Source organism: Renibacterium salmoninarum ATCC 33209 (genome assembly GCF_000018885.1).
Classification (GTDB): domain Bacteria; phylum Actinomycetota; class Actinomycetes; order Actinomycetales; family Micrococcaceae; genus Renibacterium; species Renibacterium salmoninarum.
In genome coordinates, this window is sequence record NC_010168.1 from 1,560,748 (window position 1) to 1,575,820 (window position 15,073).

General features: G+C 56.6%; 15 protein-coding genes and 1 pseudogene. 6 read left to right on the top strand and 10 right to left on the bottom strand.

All coding sequences use genetic code 11. The features are described from left to right. Positions 1–55 precede the first annotated feature (55 nt). The gene (locus RSAL33209_RS07885) at positions 56–412 is read left to right on the top strand and encodes a class F sortase (RefSeq protein WP_145962057.1); all 357 of its coding nucleotides are present in this window, start codon (positions 56–58) and stop codon (positions 410–412) included. Continuing rightward, complete coding sequence (locus RSAL33209_RS07890) at positions 409–1,917, top strand: PASTA domain-containing protein (protein WP_012245204.1); 1,509 nt, start codon at positions 409–411, stop codon at positions 1,915–1,917. Before RSAL33209_RS07885 ends, RSAL33209_RS07890 begins: the two co-directional genes overlap by 4 nt. On the opposite strand, the gene RSAL33209_RS07895 is transcribed toward RSAL33209_RS07890, so the two are convergent. The 3 genes from RSAL33209_RS07895 to RSAL33209_RS07905 are packed head-to-tail and all read right to left on the bottom strand — an operon-like array spanning position 1,914 to position 5,278. Next, the gene (locus tag RSAL33209_RS07895) at positions 1,914–2,378 is read right to left on the bottom strand and encodes an Lrp/AsnC family transcriptional regulator (protein ID WP_012245205.1); all 465 of its coding nucleotides are present in this window, start codon (positions 2,376–2,378) and stop codon (positions 1,914–1,916) included. The two genes, RSAL33209_RS07890 and RSAL33209_RS07895, sit on opposite strands and share 4 nt — an antisense overlap. A gap of 5 nt (positions 2,379–2,383) precedes the next feature. Further along, the gene (locus tag RSAL33209_RS07900; RefSeq protein WP_012245206.1) at positions 2,384–3,769 is read right to left on the bottom strand and encodes an aspartate aminotransferase family protein; all 1,386 of its coding nucleotides are present in this window, start codon (positions 3,767–3,769) and stop codon (positions 2,384–2,386) included. Between the two features lie 12 nt (positions 3,770–3,781). After that, positions 3,782–5,278 (bottom strand): CoA-acylating methylmalonate-semialdehyde dehydrogenase, encoded by a 1,497-nt coding sequence (locus tag RSAL33209_RS07905; protein WP_012245207.1) that lies wholly within the window; start codon positions 5,276–5,278, stop codon positions 3,782–3,784. Between the two features lie 167 nt (positions 5,279–5,445). On the opposite strand from RSAL33209_RS07905, the gene RSAL33209_RS07910 reads away from it, so the two are divergent. Both RSAL33209_RS07910 and RSAL33209_RS07915 read left to right on the top strand, forming a co-directional pair. Continuing rightward, the gene (locus tag RSAL33209_RS07910; RefSeq protein WP_012245208.1) at positions 5,446–6,993 is read left to right on the top strand and encodes a PucR family transcriptional regulator; all 1,548 of its coding nucleotides are present in this window, start codon (positions 5,446–5,448) and stop codon (positions 6,991–6,993) included. 224 nt (positions 6,994–7,217) lie between these two features. Beyond that, positions 7,218–7,736: a CGNR zinc finger domain-containing protein gene (locus RSAL33209_RS07915; RefSeq protein WP_012245209.1), complete on the top strand. Its 519-nt coding sequence runs from the start codon at positions 7,218–7,220 to the stop codon at positions 7,734–7,736. 110 nt (positions 7,737–7,846) lie between these two features. Here RSAL33209_RS07915 and RSAL33209_RS17535 read toward each other — a convergent pair whose 3' ends face one another. Next, the gene (locus RSAL33209_RS17535; protein ID WP_145962058.1) at positions 7,847–8,044 is read right to left on the bottom strand and encodes a hypothetical protein; all 198 of its coding nucleotides are present in this window, start codon (positions 8,042–8,044) and stop codon (positions 7,847–7,849) included. Between the two features lie 87 nt (positions 8,045–8,131). Here RSAL33209_RS17535 and RSAL33209_RS19620 point away from each other — a divergent pair, with 87 nt between their 5' ends. Further along, the gene (locus RSAL33209_RS19620; RefSeq protein ID WP_012245210.1) at positions 8,132–8,308 is read left to right on the top strand and encodes an SDR family NAD(P)-dependent oxidoreductase; all 177 of its coding nucleotides are present in this window, start codon (positions 8,132–8,134) and stop codon (positions 8,306–8,308) included. Beyond that, the gene (locus RSAL33209_RS07925) at positions 8,302–8,901 is read left to right on the top strand and encodes an SDR family oxidoreductase (RefSeq protein WP_012245211.1); all 600 of its coding nucleotides are present in this window, start codon (positions 8,302–8,304) and stop codon (positions 8,899–8,901) included. Before RSAL33209_RS19620 ends, RSAL33209_RS07925 begins: the two co-directional genes overlap by 7 nt. A 16-nt stretch (positions 8,902–8,917) precedes the next feature. Here RSAL33209_RS07925 and RSAL33209_RS07930 read toward each other — a convergent pair whose 3' ends face one another. The 6 genes and pseudogenes from RSAL33209_RS07930 to RSAL33209_RS07950 all read right to left on the bottom strand — a co-directional run bounded on the left by RSAL33209_RS07930 (position 8,918) and on the right by RSAL33209_RS07950 (position 15,072). Continuing rightward, positions 8,918–9,808 carry a hypothetical protein gene (locus tag RSAL33209_RS07930; RefSeq protein ID WP_012245212.1) on the bottom strand — a complete coding sequence of 297 codons (891 nt, stop codon included), beginning with the start codon at positions 9,806–9,808 and terminating at the stop codon, positions 8,918–8,920. 214 nt (positions 9,809–10,022) lie between these two features. After that, a pseudogene (locus RSAL33209_RS07935) lies at positions 10,023–11,246 on the bottom strand (aminopeptidase P family protein). A 208-nt stretch (positions 11,247–11,454) separates the two neighbouring features. Then, on the bottom strand, positions 11,455–12,714 hold the full coding sequence (locus RSAL33209_RS07940) for an alpha/beta fold hydrolase (protein WP_233494295.1): 1,260 nt from the start codon (positions 12,712–12,714) through the stop codon (positions 11,455–11,457). 139 nt (positions 12,715–12,853) lie between these two features. Further along, entirely contained in the window at positions 12,854–13,540 is a 687-nt protein-coding gene (locus RSAL33209_RS07945) for a GntR family transcriptional regulator (protein ID WP_012245216.1), read from the bottom strand. Beyond that, positions 13,537–13,905, bottom strand: coding sequence for an oxoglutarate semialdehyde dehydrogenase (locus RSAL33209_RS19630; RefSeq protein WP_012245217.1), 369 nt, complete (start codon positions 13,903–13,905; stop codon positions 13,537–13,539). The genes RSAL33209_RS07945 and RSAL33209_RS19630 overlap by 4 nt, the downstream gene beginning before the upstream one ends. Before the next feature lie 39 nt (positions 13,906–13,944). Then, positions 13,945–15,072: an aldehyde dehydrogenase family protein gene (locus RSAL33209_RS07950; protein ID WP_012245218.1), complete on the bottom strand. Its 1,128-nt coding sequence runs from the start codon at positions 15,070–15,072 to the stop codon at positions 13,945–13,947. Position 15,073 lies beyond the last annotated feature (1 nt).

Genomic DNA, 15,073 nt, shown 5'->3' on the forward strand with positions numbered 1-15,073 from the left:
CCGGGGCGATTCAGACAGACAGTTCAATCCGCCATCCAACGTGCTGGCCTATTGGATGCTAGATTTCGGTTCAGCTGGTCCAAGCGCAAAAAACACCGTCTATTTGGCCGCACATTCCTGGAATAACGGCTACGCCGCTTTCAATCGATTAATGGACCAGAAGTCTGGAACATCCACCGCAAAACCGGGGCAAAAAGTACTCGTGAGCACCCCTGAGGGTGCTTTCAGCTACTCGGTGACCGCCGTCGCCGATTATGCCAAATCGTCGATTTCCGCCGAGCCGGAGCTTTGGCAAGCGATTCCAGGACGATTGGTGTTGCTGACTTGCTTTCAGCTCAACGACGCCGGGGCCAATCGCAACCTGGTCATCTACGCTCAGATCGATTCCAACTCAGCTAGCCCAGCCAAATGACTGCCAGCGAAATGAGCACTGTCTACCGGACGCCTCCTACACAGCTAGTGGGCATGCTACTCAACGGACGTTATGAACTCACCGAGTTCATCCGCTACGAGGGCACAATTCAGGTTTACCGCGGTTGGGACAGCTCGCTGTTCCGCGTAGTGCAGCTGCGTGTTTTGCCACCCACAAATAGCACTGAGGTGGCCAGTTTTAGGTCCGCAATCAAAGCGGCCGCCGAGTTGATGTTCCAGCACACCGTGATGGTGTACGACGCCGGTGCCCAGAGCACCGCTGAAGGTCGATTCTGGTGGGCAGCCAGTGAATACTTCGAGGCCGATTTGCCGGCGAAACTTGGTGCTTCAGACGTACTGAATCTCGCCAGACAGCTGGCCAGCACAATGGCGCAAGCCCACGCTGCGAAGATCGTACACGGCAAGCTGAGCCCACATAATGTGCTGGTTGCCGCCGATTTGCAGCTCCGAATTGCCGGATTCGGCGAGGCTGAGTCCAAGTCATCAACGGCGGCAGACGTTCTGGGTTTCCAAACAGTACTGCGCCATTGGCTAGCTCGCTGCCCGGCACCCTCGCCATTACGACGTCGGTTGAGCCAAATTGCGGATCGCTGCGGTACCGGACTATTAGACTTCGAAGCAATTGTGCGCAGTCTTGACGTGCCGTTGCGTCGGCCACCACGCACCGCGCCGTTACCCGTGATTGCGGCACCGGCTGCTGGCACAAGAGCAACTGGCACGCTGCCGGCCTTGGCCAACGCACCAAAGAAGCGAGCGCAGCAACGCAATAGCGCGATTGCAGTGCCAGGATTCGCCATCGTGATTCTGCTCGGACTGATTGCCGCAGTCTGGGGTCTGAGCACCCTCAATAGTGAACCCGCCGCAGCGCTAAGGATTCCCAGCGTCTACGGCCTAAGTCCTGACGAAACAAAAACCAAGCTGAGCACCGCTGGTTTTGAATTAGGTGGCCAACGCAGTGAGCCGTCGATGAGCGTGCCAGCTGGTCAAATTTTGAGCACTGATCCGGCATCCGGCCAACATGCAGACAGCGGCAGCTTCGTGGTTCTGGTGCTTTCGGCAGGTAAGCCAAAAGTTACCGTGCCACCCGCCGTCGGCAACAGCGCCCAAAAATTCAGCGCAAAGTTGGTGGCACTTGGCCTGCGCGTCAACGTCGTCGAGAAGGACGGGGCTGGCACTGCTGGAACGGTGCTCGGCGTCTCCCCCGCCGCGGGAAGCAGCGTGGAGGCGGAGTCGATTATTCAGGTCAGTGCGGCGTCGGGCTACCAAGCCGCGCCATCTGGGCTGGTGGGCAAAGCAAGCAAAGATGCGGTGGCTGCGCTACACGCTGCCGGTTTCACCGCCCAGATCGCTAAAGCCCCGGGCTTTGGCGCCACACCAGGAACCGTTCTAGCAATAGCCCCGAGCACGCGCGCCGCGGTCAATCGTCACGATGAGTGTTGCCGGGGATCAATAAATACCAGGCACCGGCGGTGCGAATTATTTTAGCGCGTGCCCCAGTTGTAGAGCTGTTTGTGCAACTTGAGATACATGAACGTCTCGGTTGAAACCACTTGCGGGGCCGAACGAAACCGCGTGAGCACGTCAAGCAGATGATCGTCGTCCTCGCACACCACTTCAACCAACAAATCAAAATTGCCGGCCGTGATCACGATGTAGTCGACCTCTGGAAACTCTTCAAATCGTTCCGCGACAGTTTGTAGGTCCCCGGACACTCGAACGCCGATCATCGCTTGCCGAGCAAAGCCAACTTTGACCGGATCAGTGACCGCAACGATCTGTAAGAGCTTTGAATCGATGAGCCGCTTAACGCGTTGCCGAACCGCTGCCTCTGACAATCCCACCGAATCAGCAATCGCCGCATAAGGTTTGCGACCATCTGTTTGTAATTCTTCGATGATCCTTTTGGACACATTGTCCAAAATTAGTGCCGGCTCAGGAGTGTTCATGCTCCCTATTGTTCCTCGGCAGGCTCCGCATAGGAATCAGCAACCAATAAAGCTTCATCAATAATCGCTAGTCCACGTCGCAAATCTTCTTCAGAAATGATCAATGGCGGCGCTACATGCACCCGGTTAAAGTGCGTGAAGGGCCACAGCCCGGCGGCTTTGCAGGCGGCTGCGATCGCATTCATCGGAGCTGCTGCCTCGCCGGACGCGTTGAACGGGACCAAAGGCTCGCCAGAACTGCGATCACGAACCAACTCGATCGCCCAGAATAGTCCCAGTCCGCGAACCTCGCCAACACTCGGATGGACCTGGGCCCATCGCTCCAACTCCGGCCTGACTACCCGCTCACCCAGATCACGTACCCGCTCCGGAATCTGGTCACCAGCAAAAATATGCATGGTTTCGACGCCGACGGCACACGCTAGAGGATGCCCTGAGTAGGTCAGCCCGCCAGGGTAAGCGCGCTCGGCAAACGTCTCAGCGATGGCATCGGATATCAGCACCCCACCCAGCGGAACATAACCAGAGTTAATACCTTTGGCAAAGGTCAGCAAATCCGGCACGACGTCGAACGCGTCCACCGCGAACCACTCACCGATCCGGCCGAAGCCGACCATCACCTCATCGGCAATGTAAACCATCCCGTAGCGATCACAGATTTCGCGCACCCCTTGTAGGTACCCTGGCGGCGGGATAAATACGCCGTTAGTACCCACAACAGTTTCCAAAATGATGCCCGCAACCGTGCCGGGGCCCTCAAGTTGAATCACGGATTCCAAGTGTTCGAGCGCCCGTTGGGTCTCTTCTTCTAGTGAAGACGAGTGGAAGGCAGAGCGATACGGGTAGGGGCCAAAGAAGTGCACCACTGAAGCATCACCGGGATCATTCGCCCAACGCCGCGGCTCGCCCGTCAAGCTCATCGCCGTCGTCGTGCCGCCGTGATAGCTGCGGTAGGCCGCAAGGATCTTGCGCTTTCCGGTATGTTGCCGCGCCATTCGCACGGCATGCTCGTTGGCATCAGCGCCACCGTTAGTGAAAAATACCTGGTTCAGCGACCCGGGCGCCCGTTCGGCTAAAAGCCGGGCCAGTTCCCCGCGCACATCATTGGCGAAAGCCGGTTGAATTGTGACGAGTTTATCTGCCTGACGTTTGATCGCCTCGATCAGCCGTGGGTGCTGATGGCCAAGGTTGAGATTAACAAGTTGCGAGGAAAAATCTAGGTAATGCTTCCCGTCGTAATCCCAGAATGTTGCGCCAGAACCGCCGGCCACCGGCAGCGGATCAATCTTGGCTTGGGCAGACCAGGAGTGGAAGACGTGGTTGCGGTCGTCGGCCTTGACTTGAGCTTTTGCTAGCTGCTGATCTTCGGGCTTTTGCGTTGATGTGCTCACAGTTCGATCCTCTCAGTCATTGCTCGGAAAGCCTAGGTCAACACTCGAAGTGGCCGGATCTGGCCACCTGGTGGTAACCACTTTGGATCGAGTGTAAAAATGAATGCTCTCCGGCCCGTAAATATGAGAATCACCGAAGAGCGAGTCCTTCCAACCACCAAAGGAAAAGCTTCCAATCGGCACTGGAATCGGTACGTTGATCCCGACCATACCGGCTTCAATTTCGAACTCAAACTGCCGCGCGGCACCACCATCGCGGGTGAAAATCGCCACGCCGTTTCCATACTGATTCGCATTAACTAACTGCACCGCGTCTTCGAAGCTCTCCACCCGGACAACCGAAAGTACCGGCCCGAAAATCTCGTCCCGATAAGCCTTCATCTTGGGTGTCACGTGATCGAGCAAGCTAACTCCGAGGAAGAAGCCAGGTCCACTCGCCACTGGATCGGCCGTACCATCGACGACGACTACGGCGCCTTCAGCTGGTGCCCCGTGAACATAACTAGCCACTTTGTCCCGATGCTCGGCTGTGATGAGCGGGCCCATTTCCGAGCTAGTCTCGGTGCCCGGGCCAATAGTCAGCTTCGCGATTCGGTCCTGAATCGCAAGCACTAACGAGTCACCCACGCCACCGACTGCCACCAGAACACTCACGGCCATGCAGCGCTCGCCGGCTGATCCATAAGCGGCAGATACCGCAGCATCTGCCGCAGCAGCGATATCAGCATCCGGCAGCACCACCATGTGGTTCTTCGCACCGCCCAAAGCTTGCACTCGTTTGCCCTGCGCACTGGCGCGCTCATAAATCGACCGCGCGATCGGCGTCGATCCAACAAAGCTCACAGATCGCACCACCGGGCTAGCCAAAATGGCGTCCACTGCTTCTTTGTCGCCATTGACCACATTGAGTACGCCCGCTGGCAACCCCGCTTCAGTGAATAGCTCAGCCAGCAATAATGCCGCAGAAGGGTCCTTTTCGCTAGGTTTGAGCAGCACCGTATTTCCACAAGCAATCGCGTTGGAGACCATCCAGAGCGGAACCATGACCGGGAAGTTGAACGGCGTAACGCAGGCAACGACGCCCACCGGTTGTTTAACCGAGTGCACATCCACCCCGGTAGCTACTTGCTCGCTGTAGTCACCCTTGAGATGTTGAATGAGCCCGGCTGCAAACTCAATATTTTCTAACCCTCGGGCTACTTCCCCAGCCGCGTCCGAAAGCACTTTGCCATGTTCCGCTGTCACAAGAGCGGCAAGCTCATCCCGGCGCTGCGTCACCAAGTGCCGGAGTTTGAAGAACACATCTGCCCGTTTAGTCAGCGAGGTAGCCCGCCAACCCGGCAATGCCTGCACGGCAGATTCGATGGCTTGATTCACACGTGCCGCGGAAGCAAAGCTCAGCTCATGTTGCGCCGCGCCGGTGGCTGGGTTGAATACCACTCCGGTTCGTTGCTCCGGCTCTTGCTTGTCAACTCGGAGTCCGTTGATGTAGTGACCAATCAGCGCCATGTTTCTCCTTATTCGGCATCATTTTCAACCCAGAACAAATCTGGCAAGACATTTTGTATGATTCGGTGTTTACTATTTTCCCAGGGACATTTGTTCGTAAATAAGCAACATCTGTCGCTTTAGCGCCTGTTTTAGGACATTTTGTCTGCCTTTGAGGAAGGACCTTTATGTTGCCCAGCGTGCGCAACATCTTGGCATCGACCGAACTACAACGCGGTGCCCCGGAAGTATTAGCCGGTCGCGCCGCACTCGACCGGGAAGTTCGCTGGACCCACATTGTGGAAACCACCAATGTTGAACCGCTACTGCGTGGACACGAACTCGTACTGAGCGCCGGTGCAGCCTGGCCCACACAACCGCAAGCGCTCGAAGCACTCGCCTCAGCGTTGGCAAAAGTTGGCATCGCGGCGCTGGTCCTTGAACTCAGCGATCGGCTCCCGCATGCCCCGAGCGCCTTGGCTGACGCCTTTCGGCGACACGGGCTGCCGCTCATCGTTCTGCACTCAACCGTGCAATTCATTGCGGTGACTGAAAGCGTGCACAGCGCGATAGTTGCACAACAAATGGCCACCCTCCGTGCCCGAGAAGACCTCAACAGTCGTTTCGCTCAAATGATCGCGCGGGGAGCCTCTAGCACTTTCATCTTGCAGCAAAGTAGTGAATTACTGAGGCAACCAGTGCTGCTCGTTGATGCGGCGGCCCGGATTGTCGCGCTCAACACGGCTGGATTGGCAACGACCGACGTCGTCGCGTCCTGGCGGAAAAACCCGGCGAACTGGCTCAGCGCCGAAGTAACCGCACCTGGGCAGCACTGGGGCACAGTGTGGACCCAATCAGCAACTTCGCAGACAGCCCCGCATGCCGCAGGCAATGACTACTTACTCAGCCAAGCCGCGCTCGCGCTTGCCGTTGCTCGACTTGCCGACGGAAGCGAAAATTCGTGGCGAACGGCACGCGACGCGCAATTGATTTCTGCAATTCGCAGCGGAGACTACGCAACGGAGGCAGAGATTCTGGCTCAAGCAACGGCGGTGGGCTTCCCTCTCGACCAGAAGCTAATTATCGCGCTCGGGCTCTTGCTACCAACCGATGCCACCGACGTTCCGGCAGGTCGACTTGCCGAACTACTTGATGCTGCAGACTTGCGAGTTTGCCTCATGAAGGAAGCGCCAATGAGAAACAGACAACAATTCTCACTGCTCCTTTCTGGCGCTGAAACCGGCTCCTTAGCAGCCGCACTTCAGGCAGAATGGCCGGCGGCCCAAATCTCACTCGGTCAACAAACCCAGGCACCAGGTGAGCTCAAAGCCTCGCTACAGGAAGCCTCGGATCTCTTGGCCATGCCACCTAGTGCGCCACGGCAAACTAGCCAAGATTCGCTACTGCGGGCCGAGGCCCATCAACTGCGGCTACTCATTCACGGTCTCCGCTCGCAGTCCAGCTTGCCAACCTTTGTCCGCGCCACACTGGGGCCGATCCTCGATTGGGATGCAAAGCACGCCGGAGACCTTCTCGACGTGCTAAGAGCCTATTTACGTTATCCTGGAAATCGAACTGCCGCAGCTGCCGCGAGTCATCTTTCTCGATCGGTCTTTTGCCAACGGCTGGCGCTTCTTGAAGAGGTGCTCGCGGCGGACCTGAGTTCTGGGGAGACGATTTCAGCTCTCTTTTCCGCCGTATTAGCTCACGATTCGTTGAGCGAAGGAACTCGGTAGCCACCGCTCAATTAACAGGTTGCTATGAGCTCGCCGCGAAGCTGTACATCGTGCCGCCCACAATCGCATTTAAGATACTGCAACACGCCCTGGCTAGTACGGTGTTCTGAAGCCACCATCCACACATGCGGGCCGCCATCTACAATCCAGAAACAGTTCATGAATCTAAGCATCCTGTAATGGTCTTATACCGGTAAACCATTACATCTGATCTAATTGATTCCATGTTGATCAATCCCTACGGTGCGGATCCGCTCCGGCTGGCCATCCAATTGGTCAATGATCCGCCGAAGGCCCCAACAGAATTGGCGCAGATCTGTTTAGCCGCCGGCGTGGTCATTGAGCAGACTGTCAGCGAGGAAGACCTGGCGCAGACCGCCAAAATGCTTGGCGCCTGGCAACAGGTAGTTGATCAACCAGAGCCGGGGCTTCGGGCAACAATTCTGAACGCGCTGCTGGCAGAATCCGCAACTTTTCCGAGTCTGACCAACCACAATGGACAAGGTTGGCATCTGCACTATCGCGAGGCCAACCTGGCTTTATGGCAGATTCTGCGCACCATGGTCTATGTGGGCACGGCCCTACATTTTGCCACCCGAGGAATCAGTCGCTTGGGCCGATGCGCCGCCAGCGACTGCCTTCGCATTTATGCCGACTTCTCTCGGCCTGGCACGCAACGTTACTGCTCGCCGTCGTGCGCGAACCGAGACGCCGTCCGCCGTCACCGCCTCAGTAAAACCTGAGCTTCAGCGCTGCCGCACCGCGTGCTGCCAATTACCCCTAACTCTTCCGATTTCCGCAACCGCGCGGCCAGGATTTGCCATGGCACCCCGGTACGACGCAGGACGGTGGTTCAATTCTTAACGTCCTTTCTGCGCTTTCCAGGATTGGCTTGCCTCCCATAAGGCCGTACTCTGCAGCTAAATCGGACCCACGGCAAGTCGCCAAGCTGGCGCCGGACGGCATCAACACCGGCAGCTATGAGATCCTGGCGGACGAGCTTAGCCATCAAGTACAAGCTCAGCTCAGCGGCGGTATCAACAGTCTTCACGCACAGCTGCCTTAGTTGAGCTGCGCGAGGCCGCGCCAGGCTCTGGACTAGGCTGAGCAAAGAATCAGCCAATTTGAGGAGTACTTTGTGGAAATCCCCCAGCGGCTTGACGGAAAAGTAGCATTGGTCACTGGCGCAAGCCGCGGTATTGGCTTGGGAATTGCACATCGGCTGGTCGCCGAAGGCGCAAAGGTGGCGATCACCGCGCGCAAACCCGGGGGGTTGGCGCAAGCAGTGAAGACATTCCCCCGGGTTCGGTGCTAACTTTCGCTGGGAAGTCCGACGACGGCGCGCACCGAGCCGAGGTGCTTGAGGGGATTGCGAATCAGCTTGGCGGCTTGGACATCCTCGTCAACAATGCCGGCATCAACCCGGGGTTTGGCCCGCTGGCAGAAGTGGACTTGACTTCGGCCCGCAAGATCCTGGAAGTCAACGTGATCGGGACGCTGAGCTGGGTTCAAAAAGTCTTGGCCCATCCAGAACTAAAGTTTCGCGCGCGGGGTGGCAACATTGTCAACATCTCGTCTGTAGCTGGCCGCGTACCAAGTGCTGGCCTAGGAATCTATGGCGTTTCCAAAGCCGCTAACTCACATCTGGCCGCCACACTCGCCGTCGAACTAGGTCCAGAGATTCGAGTCAACGCCGTGGCGCCGGCGGTGGTGAAGACCGATTTTGCCAAGCCACTTTATCAAGGACGCGAAGCCCAGGTAGCAGCCCAACATCCGCTCAAAAGGTTGGGCACGCCCGAAGACGTTGCCGCGGCAGTCGCCTTTTTAGTCTCTGCTGACGCGTCGTGGCTGACCGGTCAGCTGCTCACGCTCGACGGCGGTCTGCTGACCGCGGGCGGCAAAGTCTAGCTAAGCCTTACTCGAGTCATCGCTTGAGCACCGCAAGCAGCTTGTTATTGGCGCCGGCCAGTTCTGCGAGCTTGGTGCAAATCTCGGTAACTTCACTTTCCATTGCGTCCATTCGCTGGCTCAAGAAGCGGTAAGAGCCAAATTCAGACTGCCCCTCCGCACACCATGACTCCGAAGCGGTCGTAACGTCTCCCCAACCACTCACATCAGGAAACAGCCGCATAGGCTGATGTAAATGCTCTACCGTGACGAGTGGCGAATGCGCAGACCGAAAGGAAAGCAGCAATGCCCCGGAGCGGACTAAAACACCCTCCTGAGCCTGGTGTGGCACTTCTCGACTCATTTCGACGCGCGCAAAACCCTCTTGCGGGATCCGGGTTAAGCCAACGCCGACGTGCAGCGATCGAAGTTTGTCTACCTGGGCCAGCTTCTCTAGCCAGAATAGTGACGACTCGCTTGGGTGCTGAATTGGGCCAAAGTATCCGCGCCGGTAGGGCTGAAATCCCTCTAGTAGCTGCAAAAAAGCGCCATCTACCAGATGGCTTTGGACCAATGGACTGGCGGCAAAATGTGCCTGTGACAGCGTTATCGGAAAGCCAATCCGAATCGGTTCAGTACGCGTTGGCTCCGGAAATTTCAGCGCAAGAAATGCATGTACTGCGCTGTTGAGCCCGTGCCGATGCTGTTGAAGCCAAATACCAAGATGAACTGCGAGATCCAGCGGCACCGGGCGTCGTTGCCGACCAATCAGCGCATAACTTTGCGGATCAGATCGTTTCAGGTCGAACCGCCACGGCTCCGATTGCACGTGCTCTAGCCATTTAGGCCGAAAGACTGCGCGCTGGTTTCGAGCTTCACGCAGCTTGAGAACTGCCGGCGTGAACTGCAATAACAAGTCAGCGTTCACGGCTTCCTTCTGGACTAGGCGATTGTGGCTTGAACCTATACTCCACCAGCTCGACTAGCCTGAACGTTGACTGATTGACCAGAAAATCTGTTGCTCAATAGAGATGACTCATGCTTTAGCCACGCACTTTGTTCACTATCAACGCTCAAATCCCGTAATAATGTGTCAGATTGATGCGAAAAGCTCTAGATCGGAAACGTTTCGCCCTGCGCCGCTAGCTATTGATCGCTTGGGCCATCCAAGCCTCTACACCCTTGGCCTCAATTGGCAGCGCCGCAGACAAAACTTCCGATCCAGTTTCAGTCAGCAAAACGTTGTCCTCAAGCCGCATGCCCATACCGCGAAGCTCTGGCGGCAACAGCAGGTCATGCTCATGAAAGTAGAGTCCTGGCTCTACCGCAATCACCATGCCTGCTTCCAGCTGGGCGCCTTGATATGCCTCATCGCTGGAGTGCGAGCAATCATGCACGTCTAGCCCCAGATGATGCCCCACGCCGCACGGCAGGAATCGGCGGTGGTGTTGGCCCTGCTCAGACAAAGCCTCATCAACTGATACTGGCAAAATACCCCAGTCAAAGAGTCCTTATGCGATGACCTGCATTGCGGCATGGTGGAAATCGCTGAAAAAATTCCCGGGCCGAACCTGGGCGAGGCCAGCTCGATGCGCTTTTTCGACTAGATCATGGACGCGCAGCTGAACTTCACTAAATGTGCCGGAAGCGGGCAAGGTTCTGGTCACATCGGCGGTGTAGAAGCTGTTTCCTTCCACGCCCATGTCCAAAAGCAATAGCTCTCGTTCTAGCACCGGACCGTCACAGCGAGTCCAGTGCAAGGTGGGCGCATGCTTACCGCTGCCCACAATCGTTCGGTACCCTGGCCCGTTGCCATAGCTGCGCGCGAAGCGATCAAAGGTGCCCTGCAACCATCGTTCACCCAGCTCGTTGATCGCCGTCGGGATCTCTTTTGCCACCGCAGTCAAGCCATCAACGGTGTGTGCCACGGCCGATCTCATTTGGCCAAGCTCCCAAGTGTCCTTGACCAGTCGCAGTTCAGAAAGCGTGCGCTGCAATTGCGCAGATATTGCCAAGCCACGGTTCCATTGCCGCTCCGGCCCCATGGTTCCGGCAACCAAGGTATTGGTACCGGCGTTTAGCTCAAGCTCAGCCACGTCTTTTACCGGGATGTCCAGGGCTTGAGTCCAATCCAAGAATCCGGGCGCGGCCCCAACCCAGAGCTCGCCGTGCGCTGAGTCTGAAAAGAACTTGGGGTGTCCTGGGTAGTACGGCTTAGGTACGTAAAGGATTGCTTCGTGACCACCCGGATACGGCGTGAGAACAATCACGGCATCTTCCACAGCGGCACCGGTCAACCAGTAAAAGTCCGAATTGGGCCGGAATTCGTAGTCATTGCGTACTGGGGCCACACCAGAGGCGATCACCAACAACTTGCCAGGAAATTGCGCACTGAGCCGATTTCGATGTGCCGCGGCAGCCTCTGCGGCGCCGGGGACAACCGGTGGCGTCCTCTATCCGGGGTGCCCCAACCAGTTGCCATATAAGCGTTGAAGGACTCAAGGTTCGCCAGCTTAGGTAGCCGCGGATCGACTGTCGTGTGTGGGCTGTTCTGCGACTGTGCGCTGGGGGTATTCACAGGTCTATTCCTCCGGTGTTGTTGATCATCTCGTTCAATCGTTCGAAGACGCCGTCGGCAGCTATGCCGTCGTGCTCAAACTCGTTCGTCACCCAGGTTTGGGAATTTGCTACCTTCGCGGCCGTTTCCAGCTGCAAGCCAGAGTCAACGTACATATCGTCAAAATAGACGACGGCGGCAAGCGGCACCTCGTTGCTCGCAAGCCGCTGCACATCATAGATCTCCGGATGCTGCGCACGATTGGCCAAAGCTTCAACCGCTGGCTGGAAGGGCACAAGCGCAGCAATCTCTTGGAACATCCAAGGAAATATCATTTCGCCGGTGAACAGGAGCGGCCGTTGATCTTCGGCGAAGTCCGGGTGCAATTCATGCTCGGTCTGAGCCGCCCAGCTACTGGGACCGTTAAGCCCATGCCCGTAAATGTTTTCCTGCAGTACAGCGAACAATGGATTGGACCGAAAGCTCGTTCGCACCTGCACTGCCTCAAGAAAGCTTTCCGACAGCTGCTTCCGGCTAGAGCCAAACGCATCATCCAATAACCAATGCAATCGCTCAAAGCCCGGTTTCATGCCAAAATCCAGACCCAAGCTCTGAAACCTACGCACGGTGAGCTGGTCGCCGTCCGGCAATCGGACTTCCTTGTCTTCTAAAAGATTCGCGATTTCAGCGATCAGCTCAAGGTCCTGCGGGTACCGCTGCTGGAATTGTGCATTTTTCGTCCGAGTCCGCGGATAGGTGCGCCGATACACTTCGGCGGCAGACGGTGTAAGTGAGGGTAGGCCGCCAGCAACAAGGCAAGCTTGCAGTGCCTCGGGCGCAAAACTCAAGTAGCTAAGCGTTAAAAAGCCGCCGTAGCTTTGACCTAACGTTGACCACTTACGGCCGTCAAAACATTGTTGGCGAAGATATTCAGCATCCCGAATAATCGAATCCGCGCCAAATTTACTGAGAAAATCCGCTGCCAATTCGCCGTCGCTAAACGCGGCCATTCTTACGCCATCAATCCGGTGGCTGCGTCCGGTGCCACGCTGATCTAAGCAGACGACGCGGTGCGTTTTCAGCGCCGACTGAAGCCAACCGGAAATCGTCGCCGGTCTAGGGCCTTGACCGCTCGGGCCGCCCTGCAGATAAAGCAGAATCGGTAAATCTAGCTTTGCTTGCGGTACTGAACAGAATTCGCTGGCAAATATTTCAATGGTTTCCGACTGCTGCGGAGCCGCCCAGTCTAACGGGACTGACACGCTGTGCTCGGTCACATAAGCCCCGTTCACGCGGTATGTCGACGCCAGCCTAAGCCTCCTTGTCGGCGAGCCAGTGGCTCTTACATTGTTATTGCTATGTGAAATGGTACATTGACGAAAATTTGAGAATCTACGGAAAATTACCAGGCAGCGCTTAGATTTTTCCAGTCTGATCCAGAGAACGAGTGTGCCGAATATGATGCTCCACCAGCTCCATCATGCCGGCTTTGTCTTGTGCCAAGGCAAGCTGAATCATTTGATCATGCTCGCCACTGGAACTAGCTAGCCTGCCTTCAGCCGCCAACCGTTCCAAACCGTACAGCCGGCTCATCGATCGCAGACTACGCACCACATCGACAAGTTTAGAATTCCCGCCCAAAGACAAGAACTTCACGTGGAATTCGGTGTCCGCTCGAAGATATCCGATCAAAGCGCCGCTTTCTGCGCATTCACGCAGCCGATCAGCCAATGGCTGTAATGCCTTGACTTCGTGAACCATTCTGCCCTGGCAGGCTTCGGCGACGGCGCCCATCGTCGGAACTTCGATCAGTAACCGAAGCTCAACCAGATTATCTAGTTCATGGTCAGAAACTTCAGTGACTTTGAATCCCGTATTTGGCATTACTTCAACCATGCCTTCACGGACCAAATCCAACATGGCTTCGCGCACTGGCGTCGCCGAGACACCAAATCGCTCGGCCAGAGCCGGCGCCGAATAAACCGAGCCTGGTTTCAGCTCTCCTGCGATCAGAGCAGCACGCAACGCCTCAGCAACTTTGGTCCGAATGTTGATCCGAGGACCCAAATCGCCGAGTGAGGTGCTGCTAGAGGCTAAGCTCATCTGTTTCTTCCTGCCTGGTATCCGACTATATTGCCAGCCGAACTCTTTTGGTTCATCCTACCCAGATCAGCTTTAAAGCTGCCGTTAATCCTTTGTGGAATTGCCGGTTGCACTTCATCGCGCAATTCTTCGGGCAATAATTGCGCCGGAAAGCCCTGGTAAGCGATGGGGCGCATAAAGCGCGCGATCGCTGCCGTGCCTACCGAGGTGCTCCCCACTGAGGTGGTCGCCGGGTATGGCCCACCGTGCTGTTGCGCATAGCTGACCGAAACTCCGGTTGGCCATTGATTCCATAAGACTCGACCAGCTTTGCGACTCAGCACGCTTAGCAACGGCGGGACGACTGAATCTGCCGGCTCCCCCATGATTGTTGCGGTCAGCTGACCTTCTAGGAGCTCCGCAAGCTAAATCAACTGCTCCTCGTGCTGATACCGAACCACTAATGCTGCCGGTCCAAAGACTTCAGCGGTGAGATCTTTGACGTTTGACAGCACCGTTTCTACCGAGGTGATGAGCAAACTGGGCGCTGGTGGCTCGGCATGCCGTTCAGTCGAGGCGTTCAGCCACTCGGCCGCTGAACTGACGTCCGCAAGCGAAGCCAAATAGCCCGTGTGAATTCGATCGTTAAGCAATCGGGCAGCTGGCGGCAACGTGCTTTGAGCCAATAATTCCGGGATGTCAGAAGAATCCGGTACCAAGAGAATTCCGGGTTTGGTGCAAAACTGCCCGGCCCCCAAAGTGAACGAAGCAATAAACTCAGCGACGATTTGTTCGGATCGGTTCTCAACTGCTGCCTGCGTGACAAATACCGGGTTTGAGCTACCAAGCTCGCCGTAAAACGGAATTGGCTCTGGCCTGGACTGCGCTAGATTAAAAAGTGCTCGCCCACCCTGAATCGAACCAGTGAACGAACCCGCCTTGATTCGCGAATCTGTGAGCACTGCGCGGCCCGATTCGGTACCAAAGATCGTTTGGAAGATTCCGCTCGGAGCACCGGCCCGGGCCAAAGCGTCCTGAACTAGACCGGATACTTTTGCTGACAGCGCTGGATGCCCAGAATGGGCTTTCACAATCACCGAACAACCGGCCGCGAGCGCCGAAGCAGTATCGCCACCGGCAACGGAGAAAGCAGAGGGGAAATTACTCGCGGCGAATACCAAGACCGGGCCAAGCGGTTGCAGAATTCGGCGCAAATCGGGTCGGGGTGCACCCATCGGCCAGTCCGAATCGGCATGATCAATTCGAACGTCAAGATACGAACCTTCGTGGAGCACCTCGGCAAACAGCCGCAGCTGAAAGCTAGTCCGCTTGAGCTCGGACCGGAGTCGAGCTTCCGTCAAGTTTGTCTCTTGCCCGGCAACCAAGACGAGCGCATCAGCATCGGCGTCGAGCGCATTTGCGATTGCCTCGAGCGCTGCTGCCCGGGTGTGCCGGTCGGTAGCTGCCCAAATTCTGCTCGCAGACTCGGACGATGAAGTAATTCGATCTAATTCAGATTCGTTAGTGGTCTCGATGGATTGGTTGCTGTTCATC

Bases quoted from the DNA above. Each gene is read 5' to 3' on its own strand.
- RSAL33209_RS07885 (WP_145962057.1), top strand. From the start codon at position 56: ATGCTAGATTTCGGTTCAGCTGGTCCAAGCGCAAAAAACACCGTCTAT.
- RSAL33209_RS07890 (WP_012245204.1), top strand. From the start codon at position 409: ATGACTGCCAGCGAAATGAGCACTGTCTACCGGACGCCTCCTACACAG.
- RSAL33209_RS07895 (WP_012245205.1), bottom strand. From the start codon at position 2,378: ATGAACACTCCTGAGCCGGCACTAATTTTGGACAATGTGTCCAAAAGG.
- RSAL33209_RS07905 (WP_012245207.1), bottom strand. From the start codon at position 5,278: ATGGCGCTGATTGGTCACTACATCAACGGACTCCGAGTTGACAAGCAA.
- RSAL33209_RS07910 (WP_012245208.1), top strand. From the start codon at position 5,446: ATGTTGCCCAGCGTGCGCAACATCTTGGCATCGACCGAACTACAACGC.
- RSAL33209_RS07915 (WP_012245209.1), top strand. From the start codon at position 7,218: ATGTTGATCAATCCCTACGGTGCGGATCCGCTCCGGCTGGCCATCCAA.
- RSAL33209_RS07945 (WP_012245216.1), bottom strand. From the start codon at position 13,540: ATGAGCTTAGCCTCTAGCAGCACCTCACTCGGCGATTTGGGTCCTCGG.
- RSAL33209_RS19630 (WP_012245217.1), bottom strand. From the start codon at position 13,905: ATGGGGGAGCCGGCAGATTCAGTCGTCCCGCCGTTGCTAAGCGTGCTG.
- RSAL33209_RS07950 (WP_012245218.1), bottom strand. From the start codon at position 15,072: ATGAACAGCAACCAATCCATCGAGACCACTAACGAATCTGAATTAGAT.